This is a genomic window from Clostridium thermosuccinogenes (assembly GCF_002896855.1).
In the GTDB taxonomy this organism is placed as follows: Bacteria; Bacillota; Clostridia; order Acetivibrionales; family DSM-5807; genus Pseudoclostridium; species Pseudoclostridium thermosuccinogenes.
The window spans coordinates 1,669,358-1,691,950 of sequence record NZ_CP021850.1 but is presented as its reverse complement, the minus strand read 5'-3'; the positions used below and the strand labels follow the sequence as shown (position 1 = coordinate 1,691,950).

19 protein-coding genes, 4 tRNA genes and 1 pseudogene are annotated in these 22,593 nt (G+C 42.7%); 6 read left to right on the top strand and 18 right to left on the bottom strand.

Translation table 11 applies throughout. The features are described 5' to 3' along the window. Positions 1-12: 12 nt before the first annotated feature. Positions 13-1,068, bottom strand: a complete 1,056-nt coding sequence (locus tag CDO33_RS07380; RefSeq protein ID WP_103082794.1) for a M42 family metallopeptidase — start codon at positions 1,066-1,068, stop codon at positions 13-15. Beyond that, positions 1,059-2,105 (bottom strand): M42 family metallopeptidase, encoded by a 1,047-nt coding sequence (locus tag CDO33_RS07375; protein ID WP_103082793.1) that lies wholly within the window; start codon positions 2,103-2,105, stop codon positions 1,059-1,061. The genes CDO33_RS07380 and CDO33_RS07375 overlap by 10 nt, the downstream gene beginning before the upstream one ends. 200 nt (positions 2,106-2,305) lie before the next feature. Here CDO33_RS07375 and CDO33_RS07370 point away from each other — a divergent pair, with 200 nt between their 5' ends. Then, on the top strand, positions 2,306-2,989 hold the full coding sequence (locus tag CDO33_RS07370) for a UPF0236 family transposase-like protein (protein WP_242974851.1): 684 nt from the start codon (positions 2,306-2,308) through the stop codon (positions 2,987-2,989). Positions 2,990-3,069: 80 nt separating this feature from the next. Here the strand turns inward: CDO33_RS07370 and CDO33_RS07365 are convergent, their stop codons facing one another. From CDO33_RS07365 to CDO33_RS07355, 3 genes are all read right to left on the bottom strand, one after another. Beyond that, positions 3,070-3,873, bottom strand: a complete 804-nt coding sequence (locus CDO33_RS07365; protein WP_103083289.1) for an ExeA family protein — start codon at positions 3,871-3,873, stop codon at positions 3,070-3,072. Continuing rightward, entirely contained in the window at positions 3,866-5,200 is a 1,335-nt protein-coding gene (locus tag CDO33_RS07360; protein WP_103083290.1) for a DDE-type integrase/transposase/recombinase, read from the bottom strand. The genes CDO33_RS07365 and CDO33_RS07360 overlap by 8 nt, the downstream gene beginning before the upstream one ends. A gap of 78 nt (positions 5,201-5,278) precedes the next feature. Next, a complete protein-coding gene (locus CDO33_RS07355; RefSeq protein ID WP_103083291.1) occupies positions 5,279-5,845 on the bottom strand; it encodes a DUF6431 domain-containing protein in 567 nt (188 codons plus the stop codon). A gap of 188 nt (positions 5,846-6,033) precedes the next feature. Here CDO33_RS07355 and CDO33_RS07350 point away from each other — a divergent pair. The 4 genes and pseudogenes from CDO33_RS07350 to CDO33_RS07335 all read left to right on the top strand — a co-directional run. After that, positions 6,034-6,789: pseudogene (locus tag CDO33_RS07350) on the top strand (ISLre2 family transposase); the annotation flags it as partial. Positions 6,790-7,081: 292 nt separating this feature from the next. Continuing rightward, positions 7,082-7,158, top strand: a tRNA-Ile gene (locus tag CDO33_RS07345). 3 nt (positions 7,159-7,161) lie between these two features. Beyond that, positions 7,162-7,237 (top strand) — tRNA-Phe (locus tag CDO33_RS07340). A 79-nt stretch (positions 7,238-7,316) separates the two neighbouring features. Next, positions 7,317-7,401, top strand: a tRNA-Tyr gene (locus CDO33_RS07335). Positions 7,402-7,890: 489 nt separating this feature from the next. Here the strand turns inward: CDO33_RS07335 and murD are convergent. Continuing rightward, complete coding sequence (gene murD / locus CDO33_RS07330) at positions 7,891-9,300, bottom strand: UDP-N-acetylmuramoyl-L-alanine--D-glutamate ligase (protein WP_103083097.1); 1,410 nt, start codon at positions 9,298-9,300, stop codon at positions 7,891-7,893. Between the two features lie 535 nt (positions 9,301-9,835). Between murD and CDO33_RS07325 the strand changes: the two genes are divergently transcribed. Next, positions 9,836-9,922, top strand: a tRNA-Leu gene (locus tag CDO33_RS07325). A gap of 267 nt (positions 9,923-10,189) precedes the next feature. Here CDO33_RS07325 and CDO33_RS07320 read toward each other — a convergent pair. The 12 genes from CDO33_RS07320 to CDO33_RS07260 all read right to left on the bottom strand — a co-directional run bounded on the left by CDO33_RS07320 (position 10,190) and on the right by CDO33_RS07260 (position 22,574). Further along, complete coding sequence (locus CDO33_RS07320; protein WP_103083096.1) at positions 10,190-11,905, bottom strand: ABC transporter ATP-binding protein; 1,716 nt, start codon at positions 11,903-11,905, stop codon at positions 10,190-10,192. Continuing rightward, the gene (locus CDO33_RS07315; RefSeq protein WP_103083095.1) at positions 11,895-12,971 is read right to left on the bottom strand and encodes a helix-turn-helix domain-containing protein; all 1,077 of its coding nucleotides are present in this window, start codon (positions 12,969-12,971) and stop codon (positions 11,895-11,897) included. The genes CDO33_RS07320 and CDO33_RS07315 overlap by 11 nt, the downstream gene beginning before the upstream one ends. 331 nt (positions 12,972-13,302) lie before the next feature. Next, on the bottom strand, positions 13,303-14,079 hold the full coding sequence (locus CDO33_RS07310; protein ID WP_103083098.1) for a CheR family methyltransferase: 777 nt from the start codon (positions 14,077-14,079) through the stop codon (positions 13,303-13,305). Positions 14,080-14,273: 194 nt separating this feature from the next. Further along, entirely contained in the window at positions 14,274-16,316 is a 2,043-nt protein-coding gene (locus CDO33_RS07305; RefSeq protein WP_103083094.1) for a bifunctional 4-hydroxy-3-methylbut-2-enyl diphosphate reductase/30S ribosomal protein S1, read from the bottom strand. Continuing rightward, the gene (locus tag CDO33_RS07300) at positions 16,317-16,910 is read right to left on the bottom strand and encodes a lysophospholipid acyltransferase family protein (protein WP_103083093.1); all 594 of its coding nucleotides are present in this window, start codon (positions 16,908-16,910) and stop codon (positions 16,317-16,319) included. It lies immediately after the preceding gene. Then, positions 16,904-17,578, bottom strand: coding sequence for a (d)CMP kinase (gene cmk / locus CDO33_RS07295; protein WP_103083092.1), 675 nt, complete (start codon positions 17,576-17,578; stop codon positions 16,904-16,906). The genes CDO33_RS07300 and cmk overlap by 7 nt, the downstream gene beginning before the upstream one ends. Before the next feature lie 320 nt (positions 17,579-17,898). Then, positions 17,899-18,354, bottom strand: a complete 456-nt coding sequence (gene tnpA, locus CDO33_RS07285) for an IS200/IS605 family transposase (RefSeq protein ID WP_103083351.1) — start codon at positions 18,352-18,354, stop codon at positions 17,899-17,901. Between the two features lie 286 nt (positions 18,355-18,640). Next, on the bottom strand, positions 18,641-19,000 hold the full coding sequence (aroH, locus tag CDO33_RS07280) for a chorismate mutase (protein WP_103081941.1): 360 nt from the start codon (positions 18,998-19,000) through the stop codon (positions 18,641-18,643). Between the two features lie 75 nt (positions 19,001-19,075). Beyond that, entirely contained in the window at positions 19,076-19,498 is a 423-nt protein-coding gene (locus tag CDO33_RS07275; protein ID WP_103081942.1) for a HutP family protein, read from the bottom strand. An 85-nt stretch (positions 19,499-19,583) separates the two neighbouring features. Continuing rightward, positions 19,584-20,078 (bottom strand): hypothetical protein, encoded by a 495-nt coding sequence (locus CDO33_RS07270; RefSeq protein ID WP_103081943.1) that lies wholly within the window; start codon positions 20,076-20,078, stop codon positions 19,584-19,586. 257 nt (positions 20,079-20,335) lie between these two features. Further along, the gene (locus CDO33_RS07265; RefSeq protein WP_103081944.1) at positions 20,336-21,565 is read right to left on the bottom strand and encodes a BaiN/RdsA family NAD(P)/FAD-dependent oxidoreductase; all 1,230 of its coding nucleotides are present in this window, start codon (positions 21,563-21,565) and stop codon (positions 20,336-20,338) included. A 109-nt stretch (positions 21,566-21,674) separates the two neighbouring features. Further along, a complete protein-coding gene (locus CDO33_RS07260; RefSeq protein WP_103081945.1) occupies positions 21,675-22,574 on the bottom strand; it encodes a MurR/RpiR family transcriptional regulator in 900 nt (299 codons plus the stop codon). Between the last annotated feature and the right edge of the window lie 19 nt (positions 22,575-22,593).

The following is a 22,593-nucleotide window of genomic DNA, read 5'->3' as shown; positions in this document are numbered from 1 at the left end:
ATGTAAAGTGAATTATAATACCGGGCGTCCTTCCTTTATCGCCTTTATGACATCCAGGTTTTGGCTGAATTTAGCCAATACAAGGTTTGTTATGCTCTTTACGCTTTCAAAATCCTTCCTGCTCATCACCGATACCGGCGAATGGATGTATCTGCATGGAACAGATATGGATGCAACCTTGACGCCGCTTCTTGACTTGTGTATCGATCCTGCGTCATTCCCTCCGGAAATGGTCTGTTTGAACTGGACTTCAATATTGTTTTCCACTGCCAGATTATAGATATAGTTTACAAAGTTCCTGTCCACATAGGTGGTCGCATCGGCCAGGGTCAAAGCCGCACCTTTTCCCAGGATAGTTGAATATTCATACTTTTCAGCTCCGGGAACATCGGAGCAGGTAGTCCCCTCCAAAACCAGTGCCACATCCGGGTCAACAGTATAAGCCGCAACCTTTGCTCCCCTGAGTCCCACCTCTTCCTGGGTGGTAAAGCAGGCGTACAGATCAAAATTATAATCATATTTCAGTGCATCCAGCAAAACAGCACAGCCCACGCGGTCGTCCAAAGCTTTTGCCTTTATGCAGTCTTCCCCGAACTCCGTATATTCGCTGTAAAAGGCTATATATTCTCCCAGAGGAGCAAGCTTTTCGGCTTCCTCTTTTTTATCGACTCCAATGTCTATGTACATGCTGCTGATTTTCAGGTTGGAATCCCTTTCATCTTTGCTTTGCAAATGTACAGGTTTGCATCCGATCACTCCGGGAATCTTCTTTTCGCCTACAAGAACCTTTTTCCCCAGCAATATTCTCGAATCTATACCACCAACAGTGCTGAACTTTATTGTTCCGAACTCACCGTATCCTGTGACAATAAAGCCGACTTCATCCATATGGGCGGAAAGCATTACCTTATACCTGGGGTTTTTACCCTTTTTGAATACTATGAGGTTTCCCATGGAATCCGTTTTTATATCGACATCATACTTCCCGGCTTCCCTTTTAATGTACTCCCGGACTTCATATTCATTCCCTGATACTCCGGTCAGTTCCGTAAGTTCCTTCAGAAGCAAAGCAATCCCTCCATTTCCTTAGCCGGCATGCTTACAAAGTCTGCAGCCAGTTTGCCAGTATTTTTTACGTCGTTGACATCCAAAGTTTCCACCGGTGTATGCATGTACCTTACAGGTATTGACAGCAACGCGGTGGGAATGCCGGATCGGGATACCTGAGTTTCCCAAGCTTCAGTCCCCGTGTTTCCAGGTTCCACATCGATCTGATAAGGTATGTTTTCTTCCTTGGCGACATCCACCAGCTTCCGGTACAAATTCCTGTGGAGAACAGGTCCGACACCAATGGCAGGCCCTTTTCCCAAAGAAAAGATGGAATCTTTCGGGCAGTCCGGCATTTCGCCATGACAGGCATCTATGACAATTGCGATATCCGGATCAATATTATATGCCGCAATCTCCGCTCCAGCAGCCCCTACTTCTTCCTGTACGGTGGCCACAAAATAAACATCCGCATCGTGCTTCCTTGTGGAAAGCTGCTTCATCGTTTCCACCATGGCCAGCACGCTGGCGCGGTTGTCCATAGCTTTGGAGCTGAATCTGCTGCCCTGCAGCACCGACGGCGATCCTTTTAATGTTATTGTATCCCCTATGGACACCATCTCTTTCAGCTTGCTGGTTTCAATTCCTGTATCTATATACAAATCCTTGATCTTAACTGCTTTTTGAGCTTCTTCAGGCTTTAACAGGTGCGGCGGTTTTGCACCTATAACACCATACAAATCCTTTTTCCCATGTATTACAACTTCCTGCGCCAGGAGTATTCTCGCATCGATCCCTCCTACAGTGGTAACCCTTACAAACCCATTATCCTCAATATCCTTTACCATGAGGCCTATTTCATCGCAATGGGCGGTTATCATTACCTTCTTTCCATTACCGCTCCCTTTTTTAAAACCAATTATGTTAAAGAATTTATCGGCTTCGACATGGTCGCAGTATTCTTCAAAAATTGATTTTACAAAGGAGAATATGCCGTTTTCCTGACCGGACACTGCGGAAGACGTGCTCAATTTCTTCAGCAATTCGGTATAGTCCATACAATCACCTCTTTGATGTAATCTACTATTAGATTATAACAGAAATTGAATAAATATAGAAAAAAAATAAATCCATAGCTCGAGTAAAATTACTGTAGGGAATCAATTGGAATAAATATCCAAAAAATTGAAAAGAAGATGACATCCTGTTAAGATATAAGTCGCCAAATCAAAATACTCAACGAAAGGATGCATCTTCTATGTACAATAGTATACAACATTTTATTGGTTTTGGTGTAAAAAAGATTGAAGAAAAGGTAAAAAAATTTGTTGAAAAGCCTACGGACCTAGCTGACCTTGTTTTGGGATTGCATGAAGAACTTCTTGAATTAGGTAGAAACATTGTTACAGAAGTTCTTGAAGATATGGATGATTATCTGCGGGAATCGGCTTCTCGCAAGCAGAACTGGGAAATTGTAAGAAAGGATAGAACAGGACTTTTAACAAGCTTTGGACCCATCAGTTATGAACGAACATATTTTAAGCCTAAGAAAGGCGGAAAAAGGCAATATCTTGTGGATAGAATAGTTGGTATCAATCCTCATGACCGAGTAAGTGCTGATGTTGTCATAAATGCTGTGGAAGAGGCTGCGGAGAGCAGTTATAGAAAAGGTGGAGAAAAAGCTGCATACATGGATGAGGTAAGCAAACAGGCTGTAATGAATAAAGTACATGAACTTGAAGTTGTTCAGCCATCGGTGGAAAAGAGAAAGGATGAGACACCAAAGATTCTGTATATTGAGGCTGATGAAGACCATGTAGCGCAGCAAGGGAAAAAGAGACATAAGACAGAAGATGAATGGGGAGCAAGTAGCACACTAATGCCTAAGCTTGTATACGTTCATGAGGGAATTGACCATGATGTCGCTGTTCGGCCTCTTTGACCGCAATCTGCTCATTCTTTTTGACCGCTAGTTTTGCTCATTAGCCCTGTCCGCAGATGTATACGGACAGGGCATATTAACTACCAGTTCAATTCTTCCTCAACAATAAGCCTTACCACATGATCGTCTATGATTTTTTTCTGTACCTGTGCCCCATGTAAAAGGCAAGCTGTACACGCCCGGTTGATTTTTCGCGGTACTCCATGAGAATATTCATATATCTCGTCTACCGCCATATCCGTAAATATCTCCCGGCTTTCTCCTGCATACTCCAGGTGCTTTCTTATGTATTCACCGGTTCTTTGCCGATCATATGGCATCATATGATATCGGATATCTATTCGCTGGCATATTGCCTCATATATCTGCTTCTTCAGGATGTCCTTCAACTCACTCTGGCCTACCAGGATTAAACTCATTGGGTTATACGAATCCATCCTGAAGTTTAGTAAAAACCGGATTTCCTCCAGCATCTCCCTTGAAAGTAGGTGTGCCTCATCTGTGATGATTATAGGAATACGTCTCTGTATTTCAATCAGGTTGCTGATCTCTCTCGTTAGTTGTCGTTTTGCATCGCTCCTGTAGAATTTCGCTTCACATCCCAGCTGGTTCAATACTTCCCAGTAAAAATTCCTCGGTGTCAACGCCGAATCGCTTATGTACATTACCTTGTACCGGTTGCTGTCCAGCGCCCCAACAAACTTCCTTATGGCTGTGGTCTTTCCTGTACCAACATCTCCCGTTATCACTGCAAACAACCGGTTCCGGGCCGCATACTCAAGCCTGCTGCAGACCTCTTCCAGCTCCGGATTGCTATACAAATGCTTCTCCGGTATATCCCGGGTGAACGGCGTGTGCAGAAAGTTGTAGTACTGCTCAAACATTTCTGTCACCGCCCTTCATGCTCCTGAAGGTTAATGCTCCGGTCTGCCGTTTTTGCCTCTTTTCATTCTCGCTCTCATATATTTTTAATAGCCGTGAATGAGTCGCCGATTTCGTTGCTGGTGTTTTTTCAACCTTTGAGCAGTATTCCCCAACCTTCAGCGGGGTTGCTGTCTTTCGGCGCTCACCATTGTACCATATCTCCAGAAGGCTCATATCAAAAGGATCATACCGCACATCCACTTTTTTGCCTATGTATTCGATTCCGGCTTCATATTCTATCCCTTGCAGCTTGAAACAGCCTGTGTTGTCAACTTTCCTTGTATCTTCCCATAAAAATGCGTCCCGGCATTCTTCAGGAGTTGCAAACCGCACCTTCTTTGGATCACTTGCATACGCCTGCGATGGAGAAACCCCTTTTAAACTGCTATGAGGCTTCCCGTTGTACCCTTCATCCAGCCATACCCGAAATTTGCGGTTAAGTTCCTCCAGGCTTTTTGCTTTCTCCAGCGATATCTCCTGGAAAAACTCTTCAACTGTGGCATTGAACCTCTCAATCTTGCCTTTGCTCTCCGGAGAATACGCCTTTGTGTTCATGTGACGGATTCCCAGCTTTGCACATGCTACTCTGAACCATTTCGAGATAAATACCTTGCCATTGTCAACGTATACTGCCTCCGGCTTGCCGTATTTCAATATTGCCTTGCGAAAACTGTCTTCCAATATCGGAAGCCTCTGATTGTCGTAAAATTCTGCATGACACACCAGCCTCGTCGCATCGTCAATAAATGCCACCATGTATGTCCGTTTCTTACCGCCGTCGGCAGTCGGTATGTACGGACCGTATTTGATATCTGCCTGCCACAATGTGTTCCTTCCGTTTTTGACGAACCGGCGGGCTGTCGTTCCTTCTATACGAACATTTCTGAAGTCTTTTGCACCAAAGCCCATCTTCAAAAGATGCCTGGACAAGGTGCTTCTGGAGACACTTCCTTTTTTGACAATCCCTTCGCCTTCAAGGATCTTTATGATCCTCCTGACACTTCTCTCCGGCAGTTCCTGTTTTATTTCGATTGCCCGATCTAATATTTCCTGAGATATCGCTCTTTGTTGCCCTGTATCTTTTCGTATCTTTGGTAATAGCCCTTCGTAACCATTCTCCCGGTACGCTGCAAGATACCTCCGAAGTGTCCTTTCCGAAATTCCTTCCCTCTCAAGTATCTCCTGCCGTATTCTCCGCTTTTCCGCCTCATCCAGATCCGGCTGCAATAGCGGCGATATGATCTCATGTTTCTTTAATGCTTTTTCCAATACTTCATTGTTTATCATTTCGATCCCTCCTGTGCTTTTTCCTAAAGCCTATCAGAAGGGAACTCCGGACAGCTACGCAAACTATGTGGGAATTTTCTATACAAATACTCCTGCCAGATGATTTGTTAGCCACATATTCGTTTCACCTATGGCAAGATGGCTGCTTTCTATCTGCGGCAGTAACCCAAGCAGCCGCTCAATCATGTGGAATACCTTTGTTTCTATCATCTCCAGCTCATTGACAAACTTGCCATAATACCTGTACAGTATAGCTCTTAATGCTCCTGCAGCTTGCCGCCCCCGTTGCCTGAATTCTTCTACCCACCGCCTTAATGTGGATATGCTGGCGGCAGTCTCAATCTCCTCAAGAGGTATACCGTCCTCCTGGTCCCGAAGGACCAGCTCGCTATCACAAGCCGAGTAATGCTTATACGGCCTGATGAAATCCGGTATGATTGCATGTGTCTTCCCACACTTGCTACAGATTACACGGAATATGTTAATCCATTCAATTTCCTCGCCCATATGCACATGACGTGCATATCTGTCATGAAAGGTTGTTTTCCCGCCGCATTTCGGGCATATCAACTCCAGCCTTTCCAAAAATTTTAAACAATTTCTGCGATACTCCTTAACATTCCGCCCCAGATATGCTATTATCATATTACAAATGTGTTAAAGGGCTTTGAGGGTTAGGTGCTGGAACACTTAACATATATATTCAAAGCTCTTATCATATCCTCCTTTTTTTCTTCCAGGAAGATATTAGCATACGTGCAAACGGTCACGCAACTTGAGCAACTCCGGGACATTTATCCGGGGCAGAAACAGACCATGAAAAAAGCACGAAGAAGAGAAAAGTATTGAAGAATCCCCGTTATTTTGGAGGAATCAGAGATAGTGAAGAACTGTGGCTAGAGGTTTCCCAATACATAGATGATACTTATGATGTGGATAAGATTGAAACTGTATATATATCTGGAGATGGAGCAGCTTGGATAAAACAGGGATTAAACTGGATTGGTAAAAGCAAGTTTGTATTGGATAAGTATCATTTGAGCAAATACGTAAAAGTAGCAACGGCACACTTGGAAGACGAAGATATCGAACAGGAATTAGATGATGCCTTGAAAGAAGCTGATAAGGCGGGGCTTAAGAAGGCATTTGCTAAAATTCTTGAAAAGACAGAATCGGAGACAAAGAGGAAAGCGGTTAACGATGCAAAAAGATATATATTGAATAACTGGGCAGGAATAGAGATAAAGGTAGATAACTATGAAATTGTAGGATGCAGTGCTGAAGGGCATGTAAGCCATATTCTATCCGATAGGTTAAGCAGCAGGCCAATGGGTTGGTCAAAAAATGGTGCGGACAAGATGGCCCAACTCAGAATTTTCAAGAAAAACGGAGGAAAAGTATACGACTTGGTAATGGCTCAAAAGAAGAAAGAACAACGGGAGCAGGCACAGCAGCTACAAGATGAATTAATTCGTGAATTGAGAACAAATAGGAATAGATATGATGGTGTTTGGGACAGTAATCTAACAATAATCAGTAAAGGCCATAAAACACTGCTTTATAGAGCGCTAAGAGCCTTTGTAGGGTAACAATGAACGAAGGGAACGGCGAAGCGAACCCTTTACAATAAGAGGGACCCATATGGTATAATGGGCTAAAGTGGCAGCCAAAAGCTCCAGAGACATTCCCCTGTTACAAGGGGTGCCGCCCTGGCTGACAAACCATATGGGAGATGCTTGTTGTCAAGGGCGTGACCGGAGTGGACTTATTTTAGGAAGTCGTCTTATCTTCAATTCCCTACAGTAAATTGACTCAATCAAATCCATAATTTTCTCTTGACATTTGGGAATATTTTTATTATACTAGTTTTTGTCGCTTGACGGGCCTTTAGCTCAGTTGGTTAGAGCAACCGGCTCATAACCGGTTGGTCCGGGGTTCGAGTCCCTGAAGGCCCACCAAATGCCCAGATAGCTCAGTCGGTAGAGCAAGGGACTGAAAATCCCTGTGTCGCTGGTTCGATTCCGGCTCTGGGCACCACAAAAGCGATGGATGATGAAGGATAAGCAAAGTTGAATGTATTTAATTATCATTCATTGTTCATTATAATTTAATATATGGGGAGATTCCCGAGTGGCCAAAGGGGGCAGACTGTAAATCTGTTGTCACTGACTTCGATGGTTCGAATCCATCTCTCCCCACCAAACGGTTAACATCAAGTTAACCGTTTTTTGATTATTGGTATGATCATACCCAGGCATTCCACAGTTTTTATGAAAAATGAAATAATGCAATGGGATAATGATTTGCCATAATTAAGGCACTTAAAAATAACATTAAAAATGGAACGGGATATCCATAAAAAAAATAATACTAAAGATTATATATGAAAAGCTGTATATGATATGCTGCTTTTAAACCCCATATAAAAACTGCATATAAAGAAGCTGATCGTAAAGCTTCATAACAAAGGCTGTATTTGATGATCCTCACATAAAAAGCTGTATATGATGACCCTCACATAAAAAGCCATATATGAGCTACATATAAAGAGTCGTATATCTTAAGTCACACATGAAGAGCTGTATGTGAAAGGCTACATATGAAGCGTAGCATATAAAAAGCAAGAAGGCAGCACTGCTCACCGGATTATATTCAGCAGGCTTTCCTCTTGCTTTCCTTTTATCCTTCTATTACAGACCCATTACCAATTCTTTGAACTTTCTGCCTCTTTCCTCAAAGTTTTTGAACATGTCAAAACTTGTGCTGGCCGGAGACAAAACTACAATATCTCCCTTTTGGGCTTTTGAATAAGCGCTTTTTACCGCTTCCTCATAGGTGCTGCAGTGTATTCTTTCAATATCTCTTCCTTTGCCTGTTCTTTCGATGGCATCGTCCAGAGATTTTTCTATCTTGGAAGCTGTCGCTCCTATCAGCACAAGGCACTTTACTTTTTCTATTATAGGCTCGCCTATGGCATCATAAGGTATCCCTTTGTCTTTTCCTCCTGCAATCAGTATGACCTTTTGCTTAAAAGTATTAAGGCAGGCTATCGTCCTTGAAGGGCTGCTGTCAATGGAGCTGTTGTAAAATTTGACACCGTTAAGCTCTCTTACCAGCTCAATCCTGTGCTCTACCCCTTTAAAAGTAGTCGCAACTTTGTATATGGCTTCAGGCTTGACGTGATTAATTACTGCAGCACTGGCAGCCAGATAGTTTTCAATATTATGGGCCCCGGGGATGATTATTTCATCCGCCTTTACCAGATCAACCGTTTTTCCCTTGGCCTTATATACCAGCATACCGTTTTCGAGAACCGCTCCTTCTTCCAGCTGGCTGCGCCTGCTGAAATATACCGCCTCACCCTTTGCCTGGCCGGCAAATTCTCTTGTTATGCCATTATCATAATTAATAATGAGCCTGGTTTTACCCCATTTGGTTTCCTCCGGCTGGTGTATAAAAATATTCTTCTTTGCTTCCACATATTCTTCCATGGATTTATGTATGTCCAGATGGTTTGGTGAAATATTGGTTATAACAGCAGTCTGAGGGCTTTTTTTCATTGTATGCAGTTGAAAGCTGCTAAGCTCAAGCACAACCTTGTCTGTCTCTTTTATGTCTTCTATGCTGCTGAGCAGTGGAATTCCGATGTTGCCGCCAAGCCAGCAGTTGTATCCAGCTTCTTTCAACATGTTGTAAATAAGGGTGGTAGTGGTGGATTTTCCGTCACTGCCTGTAACAGCAAATATTTCTGCCGGACAGAGATCAAAAAACACTTCCATTTCCGAAGTTATCTCCGCACCGTTTTCCTTTGCTTTGACAAGCTCCGGAAGATCGTACCTCATTCCCGGAGTCCTGAATATCAGGTCAAAACCGTTCAGATGCTTCAGATAGTTTTCCCCAAGGCAATACCGGATGTCAAGGCCTTCAAAGCTTGCCAGTATGGGCTCCAGCTTTTCTTTTTCCGCCTTATCAAAAGCAGTGACATCCACCCCCATGGAAGCAAGATACTTTATGAGGGGTGTATTGCTTATACCTATCCCCAGCACTGCAACTTTTTTATTTTTGACCCATTTTTTGAATTCCTCTATTTTATTATTCAAAGTCCTTTCCTCCCAAATCGATAAACTTCATGCAATCACCGCTATTTATGTAAAGCCTATAAAATATCATATCACCTGATTTTGGCATCCTACTGCCAATTAGCATTCATATAACTCAGCTTAATAATATATGAAATTTGCATTAAAAATTTTACAAATTTTGCATTATTCAGAAGCTCATAGCCTTTGTCAGAGCACTCATAATGTCATGCCGGACTATAATAACTCATATCCTTTGTCAGAACGCTCATATTGTCATGCTAACCGGCATAGTTCATATCTTCCTCATAATGCTCATATATCAAGCCTATCTGCAAACTCATATCCAATATCAGAATACTCAAAACGTCTTGCGCTTTATGTATAAAACTCATATCTAGAGTTAAAATATTCCCAACATTTTATAATTATAGACCTCCAGCAGGCCATTAGCAATAAAAACTTCCCAAACAAAAAAAATATAAAATTTCCTCTTGCAAAATTTAAAGATATCTAGTATACTTAATACTGCGCCTGAGAAATGGCAAAGAAACATGCGGGAATGGCGGAATTGGCAGACGCGCTAGATTCAGGTTCTAGAGCTCGCAAGGGTGTGCAGGTTCAAATCCTGTTTCCCGCACCAGGCAAATAAAATCCGAACCTTTTATCGATAAGAGATGGGTTCGGATTTTTGTTGTTTTCTCATATTTTGAGGACATATGCCTTCGGAACAGCTTCATCGAACAGCTCTAGTCAAAATCGGGAATCCCGTTTAAAAAGCATATATGTCAAAGATACAAAAGCATCATAAATGTCAAAGCGGGCAAGCTTAAAACGCCCTGCCCACTCTTGTGAATTATTCGCCATAACATGGCTTGGTGCATAGTATTGTGGTATTTCTCGATATTTGCTACTGCGCAACGGTGTACAAGGCATAGAAATACCCCTTCTTTGCCATCAGCTCGTCGAACGTGCCTGTTTCCTCGATGCTGCCATCCTTCAAAACGACAATGCCGTCATAACGCCGCAGAAGAGTTTCATCCAAAGCGTGCGTTACCACAATGCGTGTCATGCCGCTCAGATCAAGTATATCATTGGCCACCTGATAGGCAGTCTTCGCATCCAGAGCTGATGTTACCTCGTCAGCCAGCAGCACAGAGGATTTTTTCAACAGGCTCCTGGCAATGGAAATCCTTTGCTTTTCTCCGCCGGACAGCCCCTTTCCGTTTTCCCCGCAGAGATAAGAGCTGCCACATTCGGCAATCAACCCTTTCAGGTGTGCGTGATCGATTGCCTCTTTGATTTCCTGCTCCGGAAAGCTTCGGAACATAGTGATGTTGTCTTTGATAGACGCATTGAAAACAAACACATTCTGCTGTATAACGGAGATAAGGCTGTACAGGGATTCACTGCTGATATTCCGAAGCTCCGTTTCATCAAAAAAGATTTTCCCTTTGTAGTTCGCACTGGATGCCATGAGAAGATACAAAAGAGTGGACTTTCCACTGCCACTGCCTCCCACGATAGCATATGCCTTGCCGGAGTCAAAGGACACGGAAATATCGTGCAAAACCTCTTTGCTATCGTCATAGCCGAAGGATACGTTTTCAAGACGAATCCCGGAGGAAATCTGGGCAATATCAACGCCGCCGGCAGCTGAAGGATTCTTCTCCAGCGCAGATGCCAGTTTGTCGATCAAGCCCACAGCGGCCTTTCGGCTTGCCAGCAATCCCGGCAATTCTGCGATTGGCTGGATCAGAAAGTTCATCAGATTAACAAATACGATCACAACACCGGGGGTTAGACCATAGCCTGACAGTGCAAGATATGTACCTGCAATGAAAACTCCAAGCTGTGCAAAGATACCAGCTATCGCGCCGATCATCCCCACAAGGGTCTTGATGCGCCGCTTTGTAAATTTTTCCTTTTCAAGGGACCGGTTGTTAGCTGCAAACAGCTGGAAAATTTCTTTCTCCGCTTTGAAGCTCTTTACCACCGTAAAACCTCTGAGACAATCGCCCAACGCCGCCGTAAAATCCTTATTCCGGTCTGAAACTCTGCGTTCCGCAGCTTCCAGCTTATTTCCCGTAAGAACAGACGCAATGAGAGGTAATATCGTCAAACCTATGGCAATCGCGGTCATGATGGGAGAATACCAAAGCATCATGACAAGAGCTCCAATAAACATGACAGACTTTGTGATGAGGGAAAGCTGCTGGTCGAGATAAGCCGCTTCAATACTGGAAGCATCGTTAGTAAGTGCTGACAGATAGTTCGCCGTGTCCTCATCATTGAAGGACGAAATGCTCTTTTCCGTCAGCCTTTTAAAGGCAAAGTCCTTATACTGTCGCATCGCCCTTTCTATAAAACGGGGCTGGGAAACATAGTCCAATAGAAATGCTACAACACACAGCAGGACGAAGCCTATGTTTATTTTGGTAAGCACATCAAGGGGCAGCGCACTGGGAACACCGGAAGCAGCGTCGATCAGCTGCTGCAATATCCACGACAGGATCAGATTGAGGGACCCGGAAAGAAGCGCAGCGATAATGGCAATGCATAGAAAGAAGATATTTTTGCGGTAAAACTGCGCGACAAGCTGCCTTTTAAGCGATCTATCCTTCATGCTCGTTCACCTCCTTCCACAACGCAGAAAGACAATTGTCCTTTATGGAATCTATTGCTTTTTGCACTCCTTCCATCGCTGTAGCTCCGAGATTGTCATGGGCGCTTGCCATCTCTCCGTAGGTGATATAGCGAACTGCATTTACACTATAATCAGGCGCGGCATCAAAGTCTTCCGCCATTTGCTTTGCATGGCATAAAGAGCGATATGCGTCATCCTTGCTGCCCATCTTGATTTGCGTATAAGCAAGAAAAGCGTAAAGGACCGCGTTTACTTTTTCAAAAAAGCTGCGTTTTCCTGTTTCTCTCAGGCCGCCCAGGATATCTATTGCCCAAAGCAGCATATCTTGTGCGTCTTTATATTCGTTTCGCTCAAAAAACACGTTCATATACCCTATAATGGTGCGAAGGAGGGAGGTTACATTTTTCAGCAGCGCTTCGGACAAAAACGGTATTGCTTCGTCGCAGCACTTGCAATCTGAAGCCAGTGTAAGACCGATCAGATCGTTGTAAATGCCACCGGAATTATGCTTTTTCAAAAGCTCCACAGCCTGATCAACCTCACCCAAGGATATATATACCTCTGCCATGTCGCCGTAAATGGTATGCTCGCTTATCTTTGGATCACTGTTCTGAGCCAGCAGCAGACGGGAATGCTCCAGAAGTTCCAAGGCACGGCGCAGTTGCCCTTTATCTTCTTGTTCCAGACCGAACATCTCATACATTATGGCGCTGTTATAAACGATTTCAAAGCTATTAGGATATTTTTTCAGCGCTTTTTCCGCCTCAAGAATACCGGCGCGGTCTTTGCTCCGGCGATATTCTTTCAAGCGTCTCACAGTTGCTGCCTGCCGGTTATCTTTCATTTCGTAGCCAAGCAATACGTCCACCGACGTGTCAAAGAAATCAGCCATCTCCACTATCAAGCTCAAATCCGGAACAGATAATTTAGCCTCCCATTTATACACCGCACCGACCGTCACACCAAGCACCTCGGCAAGCTGCTCCTGCGTAAGCGACCGCTGCTTTCTGAATGAGCGGATGTTTTCTGCGAGAGCTATGTTCATGTAAGGGTTCCTCCCTTCGATTTTTCAACTCTATTATATTTGATTTAAGGTAAGCAAGTGAACACACCGCTAATACCAATGAGGTGTTATTTAATTATACCGACAGTATGTATCATGGCGCACCGTTTTTACGATTGATTTGTGGGCGATACTGGCATAACAAAATCGAGTAGGTGTGAAGCGTTATTCCCTTTCCAGCCTACTCGATTGAAATTCCATTAATTTTATTGCAGATATACATTAGATGCTGCAAAAACACCATACCGCTTTTTTACACATGTAAGAGGTTCCCTTAAACCGACATAGGTCTTAACCGGATACTCCGGCACCATTAGCAATCATTTTCCTTCATGTAGAAAAATGTCCTCACCGCTTTCAGATTGTATCTGTTTGCCATAATTATTTGCTCGGTGCTTCCGACAAACAGAATACCTTCTTTTTTCAGTGCGCGGTTGAACTTCGGATATATTGCCGCCTTTGCCTCCTCCGTAAAGTATATGAGTACATTTCTGCATAATATCAGATCACAGTCTTCCGGATAATCGTCCTTCAAGAGGTTCAGCTGGCGGAACTCAACACAGTTTTTTACCTCATCCTTTATTTTATACAAATCCCCGCTCTTTGTGAAAAACTTGCTTTTAAATCTTTCCGGTACATTCTCCAGGCTCTTGTATCCATATATGCCGCTGATGGCCTTTTCAATCGCATTCTTGTCGATATCGGTGGCGAGGATTCGGATACTTCTTAAAGGCAGAAAATCGCTCAATACCATCACCAAGGTATAAGGCTCCTCTCCCGTAGAACAAGCCGAACTCCATATCTTCAATGTCCTTGACCTTGAAAACAGCACAGGCAATATATCCTTCGCCAATACCTCCCATTGCTCGGGATTCCTGAAAAACTCAGAAACATTAATAGTGAGGTAATTGATAAATTCATTAAAAAGTTTACTATTAACTCTGAGAGCATTTACATAGGAGTTATAATCACTAAAATCATTTTTCCTGATCAGGGAGTCTATCCTTCTTTTCATCTGCTTTTCTTTATAACAGCTCAAATCTATTCCGGTCATTGCATATATTTCTTTCTTAAAACCTTCGTAGTCCATCATATTAATGCAATTCTCCTGTTTACATATTTTTTTATCTATTGTATCATCAAAAGACAATAAAAAAAATAGAACACTTGACATGTTCTACTTTTTTTCGTCCCTTTTTTGCTTAACCTGATGTTCCTTTATTTCACAAGGCAAGTTTTGCGTTTGGGGCCGATAATATTTTTAAATATTTGAAACTGAGCTTTTTAAGCCTTTTCTTCCGTAGCCTCGGAAGCCAGATCGCCTATTGTAACAGTCATATCCTCAACGTGCTCCGTAGGAATCTCCTCAGCTTCCTCAGTTCCTGAAGCTTCTGCTTTTTCTTCGGTTTTATTCACCGGATCTATAGGATTTACCTCTTTTATGCTGAGGCTTATCCTCTTAGCTTCCGCATTGACTTCAATAACTTTTGCCTCTACGGTTTGTCCTACTTTCAGTACGTCACCGGGTTTTGCTATTCTGACATTGGATATCTGGGAAATATGAACCAGACCGTCTACACCTTTCTCCAGTTCGACGAAAGCACCAAAAGGAACAAGACGAGCTACATTGCCTTTGACAACATCTCCGACTTTATATTTCTGCTCAATGTTATACCATGGGTTATCTTCCGGTTTTCTGTAGCCCAAGGAAATCCTCTTCTTTTCCCTGTCCAAGTCAAGAACTGTAACTTCAACCGGTTGTCCGATCTTTAAGACTTCGGAAGGATGCTTCACCTTTGTCCATGACAATTCGGATACATGTACCAATCCGTCAACACCGCCAATATCTACAAATGCGCCAAAATCAGTGAAGCTCTTAACGGTGCCGGTATATTTCTTTCCGATCTCAATATTTTCCCATATTGCCTTTTCCTTGGCTTCTTTTTCCTCTTCAAGAATTACCCTCTGCGATCCTACTACTTTTCTTTTCTGCTTATTCAACTCTATTATTCTCAGATTGAGAACTTGTCTCATGAACTCGTTCAAATCCTTAACATATCTGTCGCTTACCTGGGAAGCCGGTACAAATATCCTTATCCCGCTGGTGCTGGCAATCACACCGCCATTTACTACTTCTACAACCTTTGCCCTGACGGGAGTTTTATTCTCATAGGCTTCTTCTATCTTATCCCAGGCTTTTAAAGCATCCACTTTCTTTTTGGAAAGCAGCACATTTCCTTCTCCGTCGTTTACTCTCAGTATATAAACTTGTACGGTATCACCAATTTTCAATGATTCTTCAGGATTAAAATCCGGATCGTCGGTAAATTCTTCCATGGGGATAATGCCGTCGGACTTGTAGCCCATATCAATAAATACCTCAGTATTATTGAAGCCGATAATCTTTCCCTCTACGATTTCTCCACTTCTCAATGTTACCAGAGAGCTTTCAAAAGCTTCTTTGAAGCTCATTTCGTTTTCTTGAGTATTGAACTCACTCATTTTCTCAATAACCTCCTTGATTATCCAATCCGGTGTTGATGCCCCTGCAGTCACACCGATTTTTTTTAAATTTTTTATATCTTCCAGTGGTAATTCACCGGGTGTTTCAACCATATATGTTTTTGTACAGTATTTCTTGCTTACTTCATACAACTTCTTAGTGTTCGAGCTGCTTCTGCTTCCTACAACTATCATCGCATCCACATCCCGGGCTATCTGTGCAGCTTCCTCCTGCCTTCTTCCGGTAGCGTTGCATATTGTATCGTATTTTACTATGTTGCTGAAATTCTTATCAAGATAATCATTGATATCATTCCATTTTTCCCGGGTTATCGTCGTCTGGGCAACAACACATATCTTATCTGTGCTTTTATCAATCTTTTCAGCATCTTCAATAGTATTTACAATATATGCGGTATTATTGCACCACCCGTTTACACCTTTGACTTCAGGATGATCTTTATCCCCGACAATCACTATCTGGTAACCTTCTTTATATTTTTCCTCAACAAGCTCATGAATCTTTCTGACGTACGGGCATGTTGCATCCACCATATGCAGCCCGCATTCCTCTATATACTTGTATACATCCGGTGCAACACCATGGGCTCTTATCACAACAGTGCCCTTGCCCTGTGCATCACCAGGATTTGCAATCACATTAACTCCCTTGTCCTTTAAACGGTTTACGACCTGTTCATTGTGTATTATGGGGCCTAAAGTATATAATGATTCTGTATTTTGTTCAATAAGCTGGTTTACCGTCCTGACAGCCTTATCCACACCAAAACAGAACCCGGCTGTTTTTGCCAATATTATTTCCAACTATTTCTCCTCCAAAAGACCGTATATGCTATCCATAACCTTTTTACTATATTCTGACAATTCCTCTTTTGAGTATTTTTTATCTTTATCGGTTCCGCTTCCCAGGTAAAAAGGCTTTCCAAATATCACCTTAACCTTGCTGAACCATCGGTAACTTCCCTCTAATGCCACCGGCAATACAGGAGACCCTGATTCCAGAGCATACCTTACAAAAGCCGGTTTTACAACAATCTTCGTACGATCCTTGCCTCTTGTCCTCGTTCCCTCAGGAAATATCCCCACTATCTCGCCTTCATCCAAAAGCTTGAATATGTTTTTTACAGAGGAAACATCGGTTTTTCCCCTGTTGATTGGCACCGCTCCAAGCCATGTAATCACTGCCGACAACAGCGGATTTTTGAAAAGCTCTGCTTTGGCTACCCACCGGACAAGCCTGTTAAGCTTGTAGCCGATAAAAAACATATCCATCTGTCCCAGATGGTTCGCGCACAAAAGTACCGGACCTTTTTCCGGAACATTCTCCAGTCCTTTTACCTCAACCCTGTAAAACAGCTTAAAATAGGTTGTTACCAGTATCCTGACTATTCCTAACATTTGCTCTCTCCTATATGAACCATGATCTTATCGGCCACTTCCTCTGCGGTCAAGCATGTCGTATCGATTTCAATGGCATCTTTGGCCTTTACCAGAGGCGCCAGTTCACGACTCGCATCGTTCATATCCCTGTATTCTATATCTTTTTTCACTTCTTCCAAAGAAATGTTGGTGATACCCTTTTCGACCAGCTCCTGATATCTTCTTTTTGCTCTTTCTTCCACAGAAGCTGTAAGGAAAAATTTATATTTGGCATCAGGCAGGACATAAGTACCTATATCCCTTCCGTCCATTACCACGCTGGAGCTTCTCGCAATCTTGCGTTGAAGGTCAACCATCTTTAGCCTTACTTCAGGAATTGAAGCAACATTGGACGCACCGACTGAAACCTCCGGTATTCTGATCTTTCCGCTGACATCCTCTCCATCCAGATATATAACCTGTTCGTTTCCGGCATGCTCGATTTTTATATCGATGTTATTGACCATTTGGGACACTCTTTCCCTGTCTTGCGTGTTTATGCCTTGTCTTATCGCTTTTAAAGCAACAGCTCTGTACATGGCCCCTGTGTCTATGTATATTATTCCCATCCGCCTGGATACCAGTTTTGCAATAGTGCTTTTTCCAGCTCCGGCCGGGCCATCAATAGCTACCTGGATATTACCCAAAACTTACTCCTCCATAAACATTCATCGGACAACCAATATGCATGTCCAAAAATTATGTATCTTTAAGTAATGAATCCTTAAATCATATATTTTAATTTATATCAATTTTAAATCTATTATTTATATTTTTAATTCCATACCGGGCACCACACCTTGCGGAATCCCGGCTTAATATCATAACCACCCGTCCAACGGGTGGTTTGCTCTACCCCTATAAGGGGATGTTACCGGCCAGCGCCTAAAGACGCTGGCTTTCACTTTGTTCAAGCCACTATGCCCTTAACTCGTCGCCGCCCCTTAAGGGACGTTTGTACTACCAGCTACCCCTTGAAGGGGTCCTCATATTCTTTTACACTTAATTTATCTAACATAATGTCGTGTTTCTCTTGCTCTTGTATATATTTTCTAATTGTTGCTTCATTTAATCCTACTGTACTAACATAATATCCTTCTGCCCAAAAGTGACGATTTCCGAATTTATATTTAAGATTTGCGTGCTTGTCAAATATCATGAGTGCACTTTTCCCTTTCAAATATCCCATAAAACTTGATACACTTATTTTGGGAGGTATACTTACTAGCATATGTATATGATCTGGCATGAGATGTCCCTCTATTATTTCTACTCCCTTATAGCTGCATAGCTGTTTTATGATATCTCTTATACTTTCCCTGTATTGATTATAAATTATTTTTCGTCTATACTTAGGTGTAAAGACGATGTGATATTTGCACATCCATTTTGTGTGTGACATATCGTTGCTTTTGTTAGCCATGAAATCACCTTTCCTCTCGTTATGATAGTAGCCTGAACAACTCTATTATAACGGAAAGGTGATTTTTTGTATAACAATCGTTTCCGCACCCGCATAGCGGGTGGTTTTTTGTTTCGCATGGCTCATTTCTCTGCAGAGAAATTCGCTTCATGCTCAACAGGCTAAAGCCCATAAATATTATGTCGCACCCTTTTTCTAATTAATACAGTGCGACACCATACTAATTATTCTATAAAAATCCTCAAAATCCTTTAATATGGCAATATTTATTTTTATATCCAGCTTCTTAATCTGCAATATCAGGCCGTAATACTTTGGCACCCCGCAGGTAAACATGCTTTAAGTCGGAATTCCTTTTTTCTGTGTTTATATGCATTAGAATTCTAATACATTTTTCAAGGCTTCCCTTAACATGCATTTCATTAGTACACATAAGAGCAACATCTGTAAGTCCCATTTGACGCGCTGCCACTGCAGGAAAGGCTGCATCCAGATCTCTGGTAACTGTGAATATTATACTTATTATGTCATCCCTATTGATATCATTTCTCCTGATAATCTCATTCAGCAATTCTGCCGTAGCGGAAAGAATATCCGATGCGTCATTATTGTCCACTGTTATTGCTCCTCGCAAAGCTCTTACCAAGCAAAAACACCACCTTAAGTTCGGTCATCATCCGTCGATTTTATACGATATCCTTGCCCTTTCAGCCTGAATGCATCATACAACCCTGTGACCCAGGCCCATCGATACCTCGTTAAGGTGCAAAAGCCCTATGCCAAAGAAAATGGCCACACTGACATGATCCCGGTATCTGGCTATTCCGATTTTCCCACCGACATTCAAACCGATAGCCTTGGGCATAATTTGAGACAATGCTTCCCTCGCAGCACCGGCTACCGCGCCTTCTTCAGAATGGCTGTCAGAGATAACGCCTTCGCGTTTTGCCGATACCACCGACCGTTCTATAATTTTCATAACAGATGTAATAAACTCGCCGCCATAATCGACAGCAGCAGCACGAATCCCTGATTTTAAAAGCTCTGCCTGCAGGGATTTCTCTTCATGCCTGTCCACTGTCAGAGCCATTTTTATGGCAGCAGCTGCTACATCTCTGCTACCATACTGTTTTTCATTATCCATATGTTGGTTCTCGCCTTCTGTAATCTTTTCATTGACTACCTAAAATATTATATAAGAATAAACGATTTAAAACAACAAAAAAATATCAATCAAATTTTATTTGTGTCAGTATTTTGACCCCGGAATCAATTTTTAACCTTTTATTGGCACAGGAATCACTTATATTATCGCTTTTGGAGACTATTGCCACCTCAGCAGTGCGGGTAGCTTCGCTTCCGTCTATCTCTATTATGTCGCCATCCCTTACGGTAATGCTGACATAATTATCGCTAAAGGCAGCAACCTCCTCCCCGTTTACCAGTATTTTTATGTTTTCATCCGGTGCGGATTTTAACAGTTCCAGACCGATTCTTCCTTCGTCATACAAATACTCCTCCAGGCCCAAGGGCTTTCCTTCGATTCCGGCCGCTTTGCCTGACGAAGTCCTTATGGAAGGCCCTATTAGAGTCGTCTGGGCTATGATCACCACAGCAAAAATAAACATCAACAACAGCATGAGTATTTTTTCGATATCTAATCTGTTCTTTTCCCTCTTTTTTGCATAACGTCCGTTGCCGACTCTGAAAATAACAAACCTCATTTACCGCACCTCGCATATAATTCATCATAACAACGGGATAATTGTGCAAGCTGTTTACCCACCGATTCTCTCATCAAGTGAGCACACTTGCCCCATTATAAATTATGCATCTGATAAAGAGTCCTTATACCGGGGCATTTATGAATGCCCGTCGGAATTATTATATGGAAAGCTATTGCACTTTTATCTATCCATAATGAATATATATGCACAATCAAAAGCAATAATACGCGGAATTGATGAGGCCCATGCCCTGTTTAACAATTCATTCCGGCAAGATGTCCGGTGGAAAAGGCTATGGTCATGTTAAAGCCTCCTGTGTATGCATCCACATCTATCACTTCCCCGGCAAAAAACAAGCCTTTTATGAGCTTTGACTCCATAGTGGAGGGGTTGATCTCGCCGGTTGATACTCCTCCGGCGGTGACAATCGCCTCTTTTAGGGGTCTTGACCCCACTATTTCTATTTCCAGATTCTTAAGAAGCCTAACCAGGCTTCTTCTCTCATCCCTGGTTATCTGGTTTACAAACTTGTCGGAAGGTATTCCGGAAAGGTCGACAATGACCGGTATCAGCTTTTGAGGGAGCAGCTCATCCAATGAATTTTTGAACTGCTTTCTGGAATACTTCTCAAAATCCCTCTGAAGCCTCGCATCAAGCTTTTCTTCAGTCAATGCAGGTTTTAAATCTATTATAAGCTTAACGTCCTTATAATCATAATCCAGCAGATGGCGGCTTGCGCTCAATATCACAGGTCCTGACACACCAAAATGGGTGAACAGCATCTCTCCAAAATCCGTATACAGTTTTCTACCACTTTTGCTTTTTACTGTTATCTCCACATTTTTAAGCGAAAGCCCCTGCAGTTCCTTCACCCACTCCTGTTTCGCCAATAATGGAACCAGAGACGGCTTGAGGTCCACTATGGTATGTCCAAGCTTTTCAGCCATTCTGTAGCCATCCCCCGTAGAACCGGTTCCCGGATAGGATGCACCTCCTGTGGCAATTATTACCGAGTCGCACTCCATAGCTTTTCCGTCCTCGGTAACCACACCCCTTACACAGTTGTCTTCCGTGATTATATCTTTCACTGCGGTGTTGAGCATGAGCCTGACACCGCTTTTTTTGATGAATTTCAGCAGCACATCCACCACATCGGAGGATTTATCCGATTCGGGAAATACCCTGCCTCCCCTTTCCACCTTGGTTTTTAAGCCATATCCCTCCAAAAAATCAATAAGATCCTGGTTTGAGAAGGTATAAAAGGCGGAATATAAAAAGTTCCCATTTCCGGGAACATTCTCAATCAATCCTTCAATATCGGTACTATTGGTTATGTTGCACCTTCCCTTGCCCGATATAAGGATTTTTTTCCCTACGCGGTCGTTTTTTTCTGCAAGTATTACATCAAGTCCACGTTCCGCAGCCCTGCCCGCTGCCATAAGCCCGGCCGGACCTGCTCCTATCACAACAACTTTTTTGTCCATCTTACACCACCGTCTTTTCATTCATTGCAGCATCAAAGGATGTCTTTATCATACCGTCCTGTTATGTCCAGGAAGGCACAAAATCTTTAGGCTCTTCGCTGTTAAAAGCCTAGTAGTCCTTATTCTTGCGGGACCCCACATTATCATATTTCTCATATACTTCATACTCATCCCATATTTTCTCCAGTTTCTCAAAATTATCGTATACTTCCTGTTTTTTTCTCATGCCTATGGCAACTATAAGAGCATTGATAACGCTCAACGGAGCCACCAGCGAGTCGGCAAAAGATGCCATATCGCTTCTGGCTGTAAGTAAAAGGTCCGCATGAGCTGCCAGCGGCGATTCCTTGCTGTCCGTGATGGCAATGACCGTAGCTCCCTGGCTTTTTACATACTGCATAGCCTTTATCGTCCTTTTGGAATACCTTGGGAAACTGATTCCGATCACCACATCTCCTTCAGACGCTTTCATGATCTGCTCAAACATTTCGCTTACGCTGGTAGTATGAACCAGCCTTATATTATCGAAAATTATGTTGAAATAGAAGCCAAGGAAGCTTGCCAGCGTAGCAGAACTCCTTACTCCCAAAATATAAATCTTCCGGGCATTGATCAGGCTTTCAACCACCTTGTTGAATGCTTCCTGGTCAATCTCCTCCAGAGTTACTTTTATTTTTTCCATATCTGACTGCAATACACTTTTAAGAATATTCTCCTCACCTATTCTGTTGGAGGAAACCTCCAACCTCTGCACCGGGGTTAGCTTGCTTTTGATCAACTCCTGAAGCATCTTTTGCAGCTTCGGATAACCGTCAAAACCAACCTCGTTGGCAAACCTTACTACCGTGGATTCACTTACACCAACAACCTCGCCGAGTTTCGCAGCCGTCATAAAAGCCGCTTTATCATAATGCTCAATAATGTAATTTGCTATCAGTTTTTGCCCCTTGCTGAATCTCCCAAGTCCGTCCTCAATTCTTGCAATCAAATCATATACTTTGTTTTCCATATGTCACTGACTCCTCGCA

Coding starts and splice junctions, on each gene's coding strand:
- CDO33_RS07375 (WP_103082793.1), bottom strand. CDS start 2,105: ATGGACTATACCGAATTGCTGAAGAAATTGAGCACGTCTTCCGCAGTG.
- CDO33_RS07265 (WP_103081944.1), bottom strand. CDS start 21,565: ATGGACAAAAAAGTTGTTGTGATAGGAGCAGGTCCGGCCGGGCTTATG.
- CDO33_RS07275 (WP_103081942.1), bottom strand. CDS start 19,498: ATGGATAATGAAAAACAGTATGGTAGCAGAGATGTAGCAGCTGCTGCC.
- CDO33_RS07365 (WP_103083289.1), bottom strand. CDS start 3,873: ATGTTTGAGCAGTACTACAACTTTCTGCACACGCCGTTCACCCGGGAT.
- CDO33_RS07300 (WP_103083093.1), bottom strand. CDS start 16,910: ATGTTAGGAATAGTCAGGATACTGGTAACAACCTATTTTAAGCTGTTT.
- CDO33_RS07360 (WP_103083290.1), bottom strand. CDS start 5,200: ATGATAAACAATGAAGTATTGGAAAAAGCATTAAAGAAACATGAGATC.
- CDO33_RS07315 (WP_103083095.1), bottom strand. CDS start 12,971: ATGAACATAGCTCTCGCAGAAAACATCCGCTCATTCAGAAAGCAGCGG.
- CDO33_RS07370 (WP_242974851.1), top strand. CDS start 2,306: ATGTACAATAGTATACAACATTTTATTGGTTTTGGTGTAAAAAAGATT.
- tnpA (WP_103083351.1), bottom strand. CDS start 18,354: ATGGCTAACAAAAGCAACGATATGTCACACACAAAATGGATGTGCAAA.
- CDO33_RS07270 (WP_103081943.1), bottom strand. CDS start 20,078: ATGAGGTTTGTTATTTTCAGAGTCGGCAACGGACGTTATGCAAAAAAG.
- CDO33_RS07310 (WP_103083098.1), bottom strand. CDS start 14,079: ATGGACTACGAAGGTTTTAAGAAAGAAATATATGCAATGACCGGAATA.
- CDO33_RS07260 (WP_103081945.1), bottom strand. CDS start 22,574: ATGGAAAACAAAGTATATGATTTGATTGCAAGAATTGAGGACGGACTT.
- CDO33_RS07355 (WP_103083291.1), bottom strand. CDS start 5,845: ATGATAATAGCATATCTGGGGCGGAATGTTAAGGAGTATCGCAGAAAT.
- CDO33_RS07320 (WP_103083096.1), bottom strand. CDS start 11,905: ATGAAGGATAGATCGCTTAAAAGGCAGCTTGTCGCGCAGTTTTACCGC.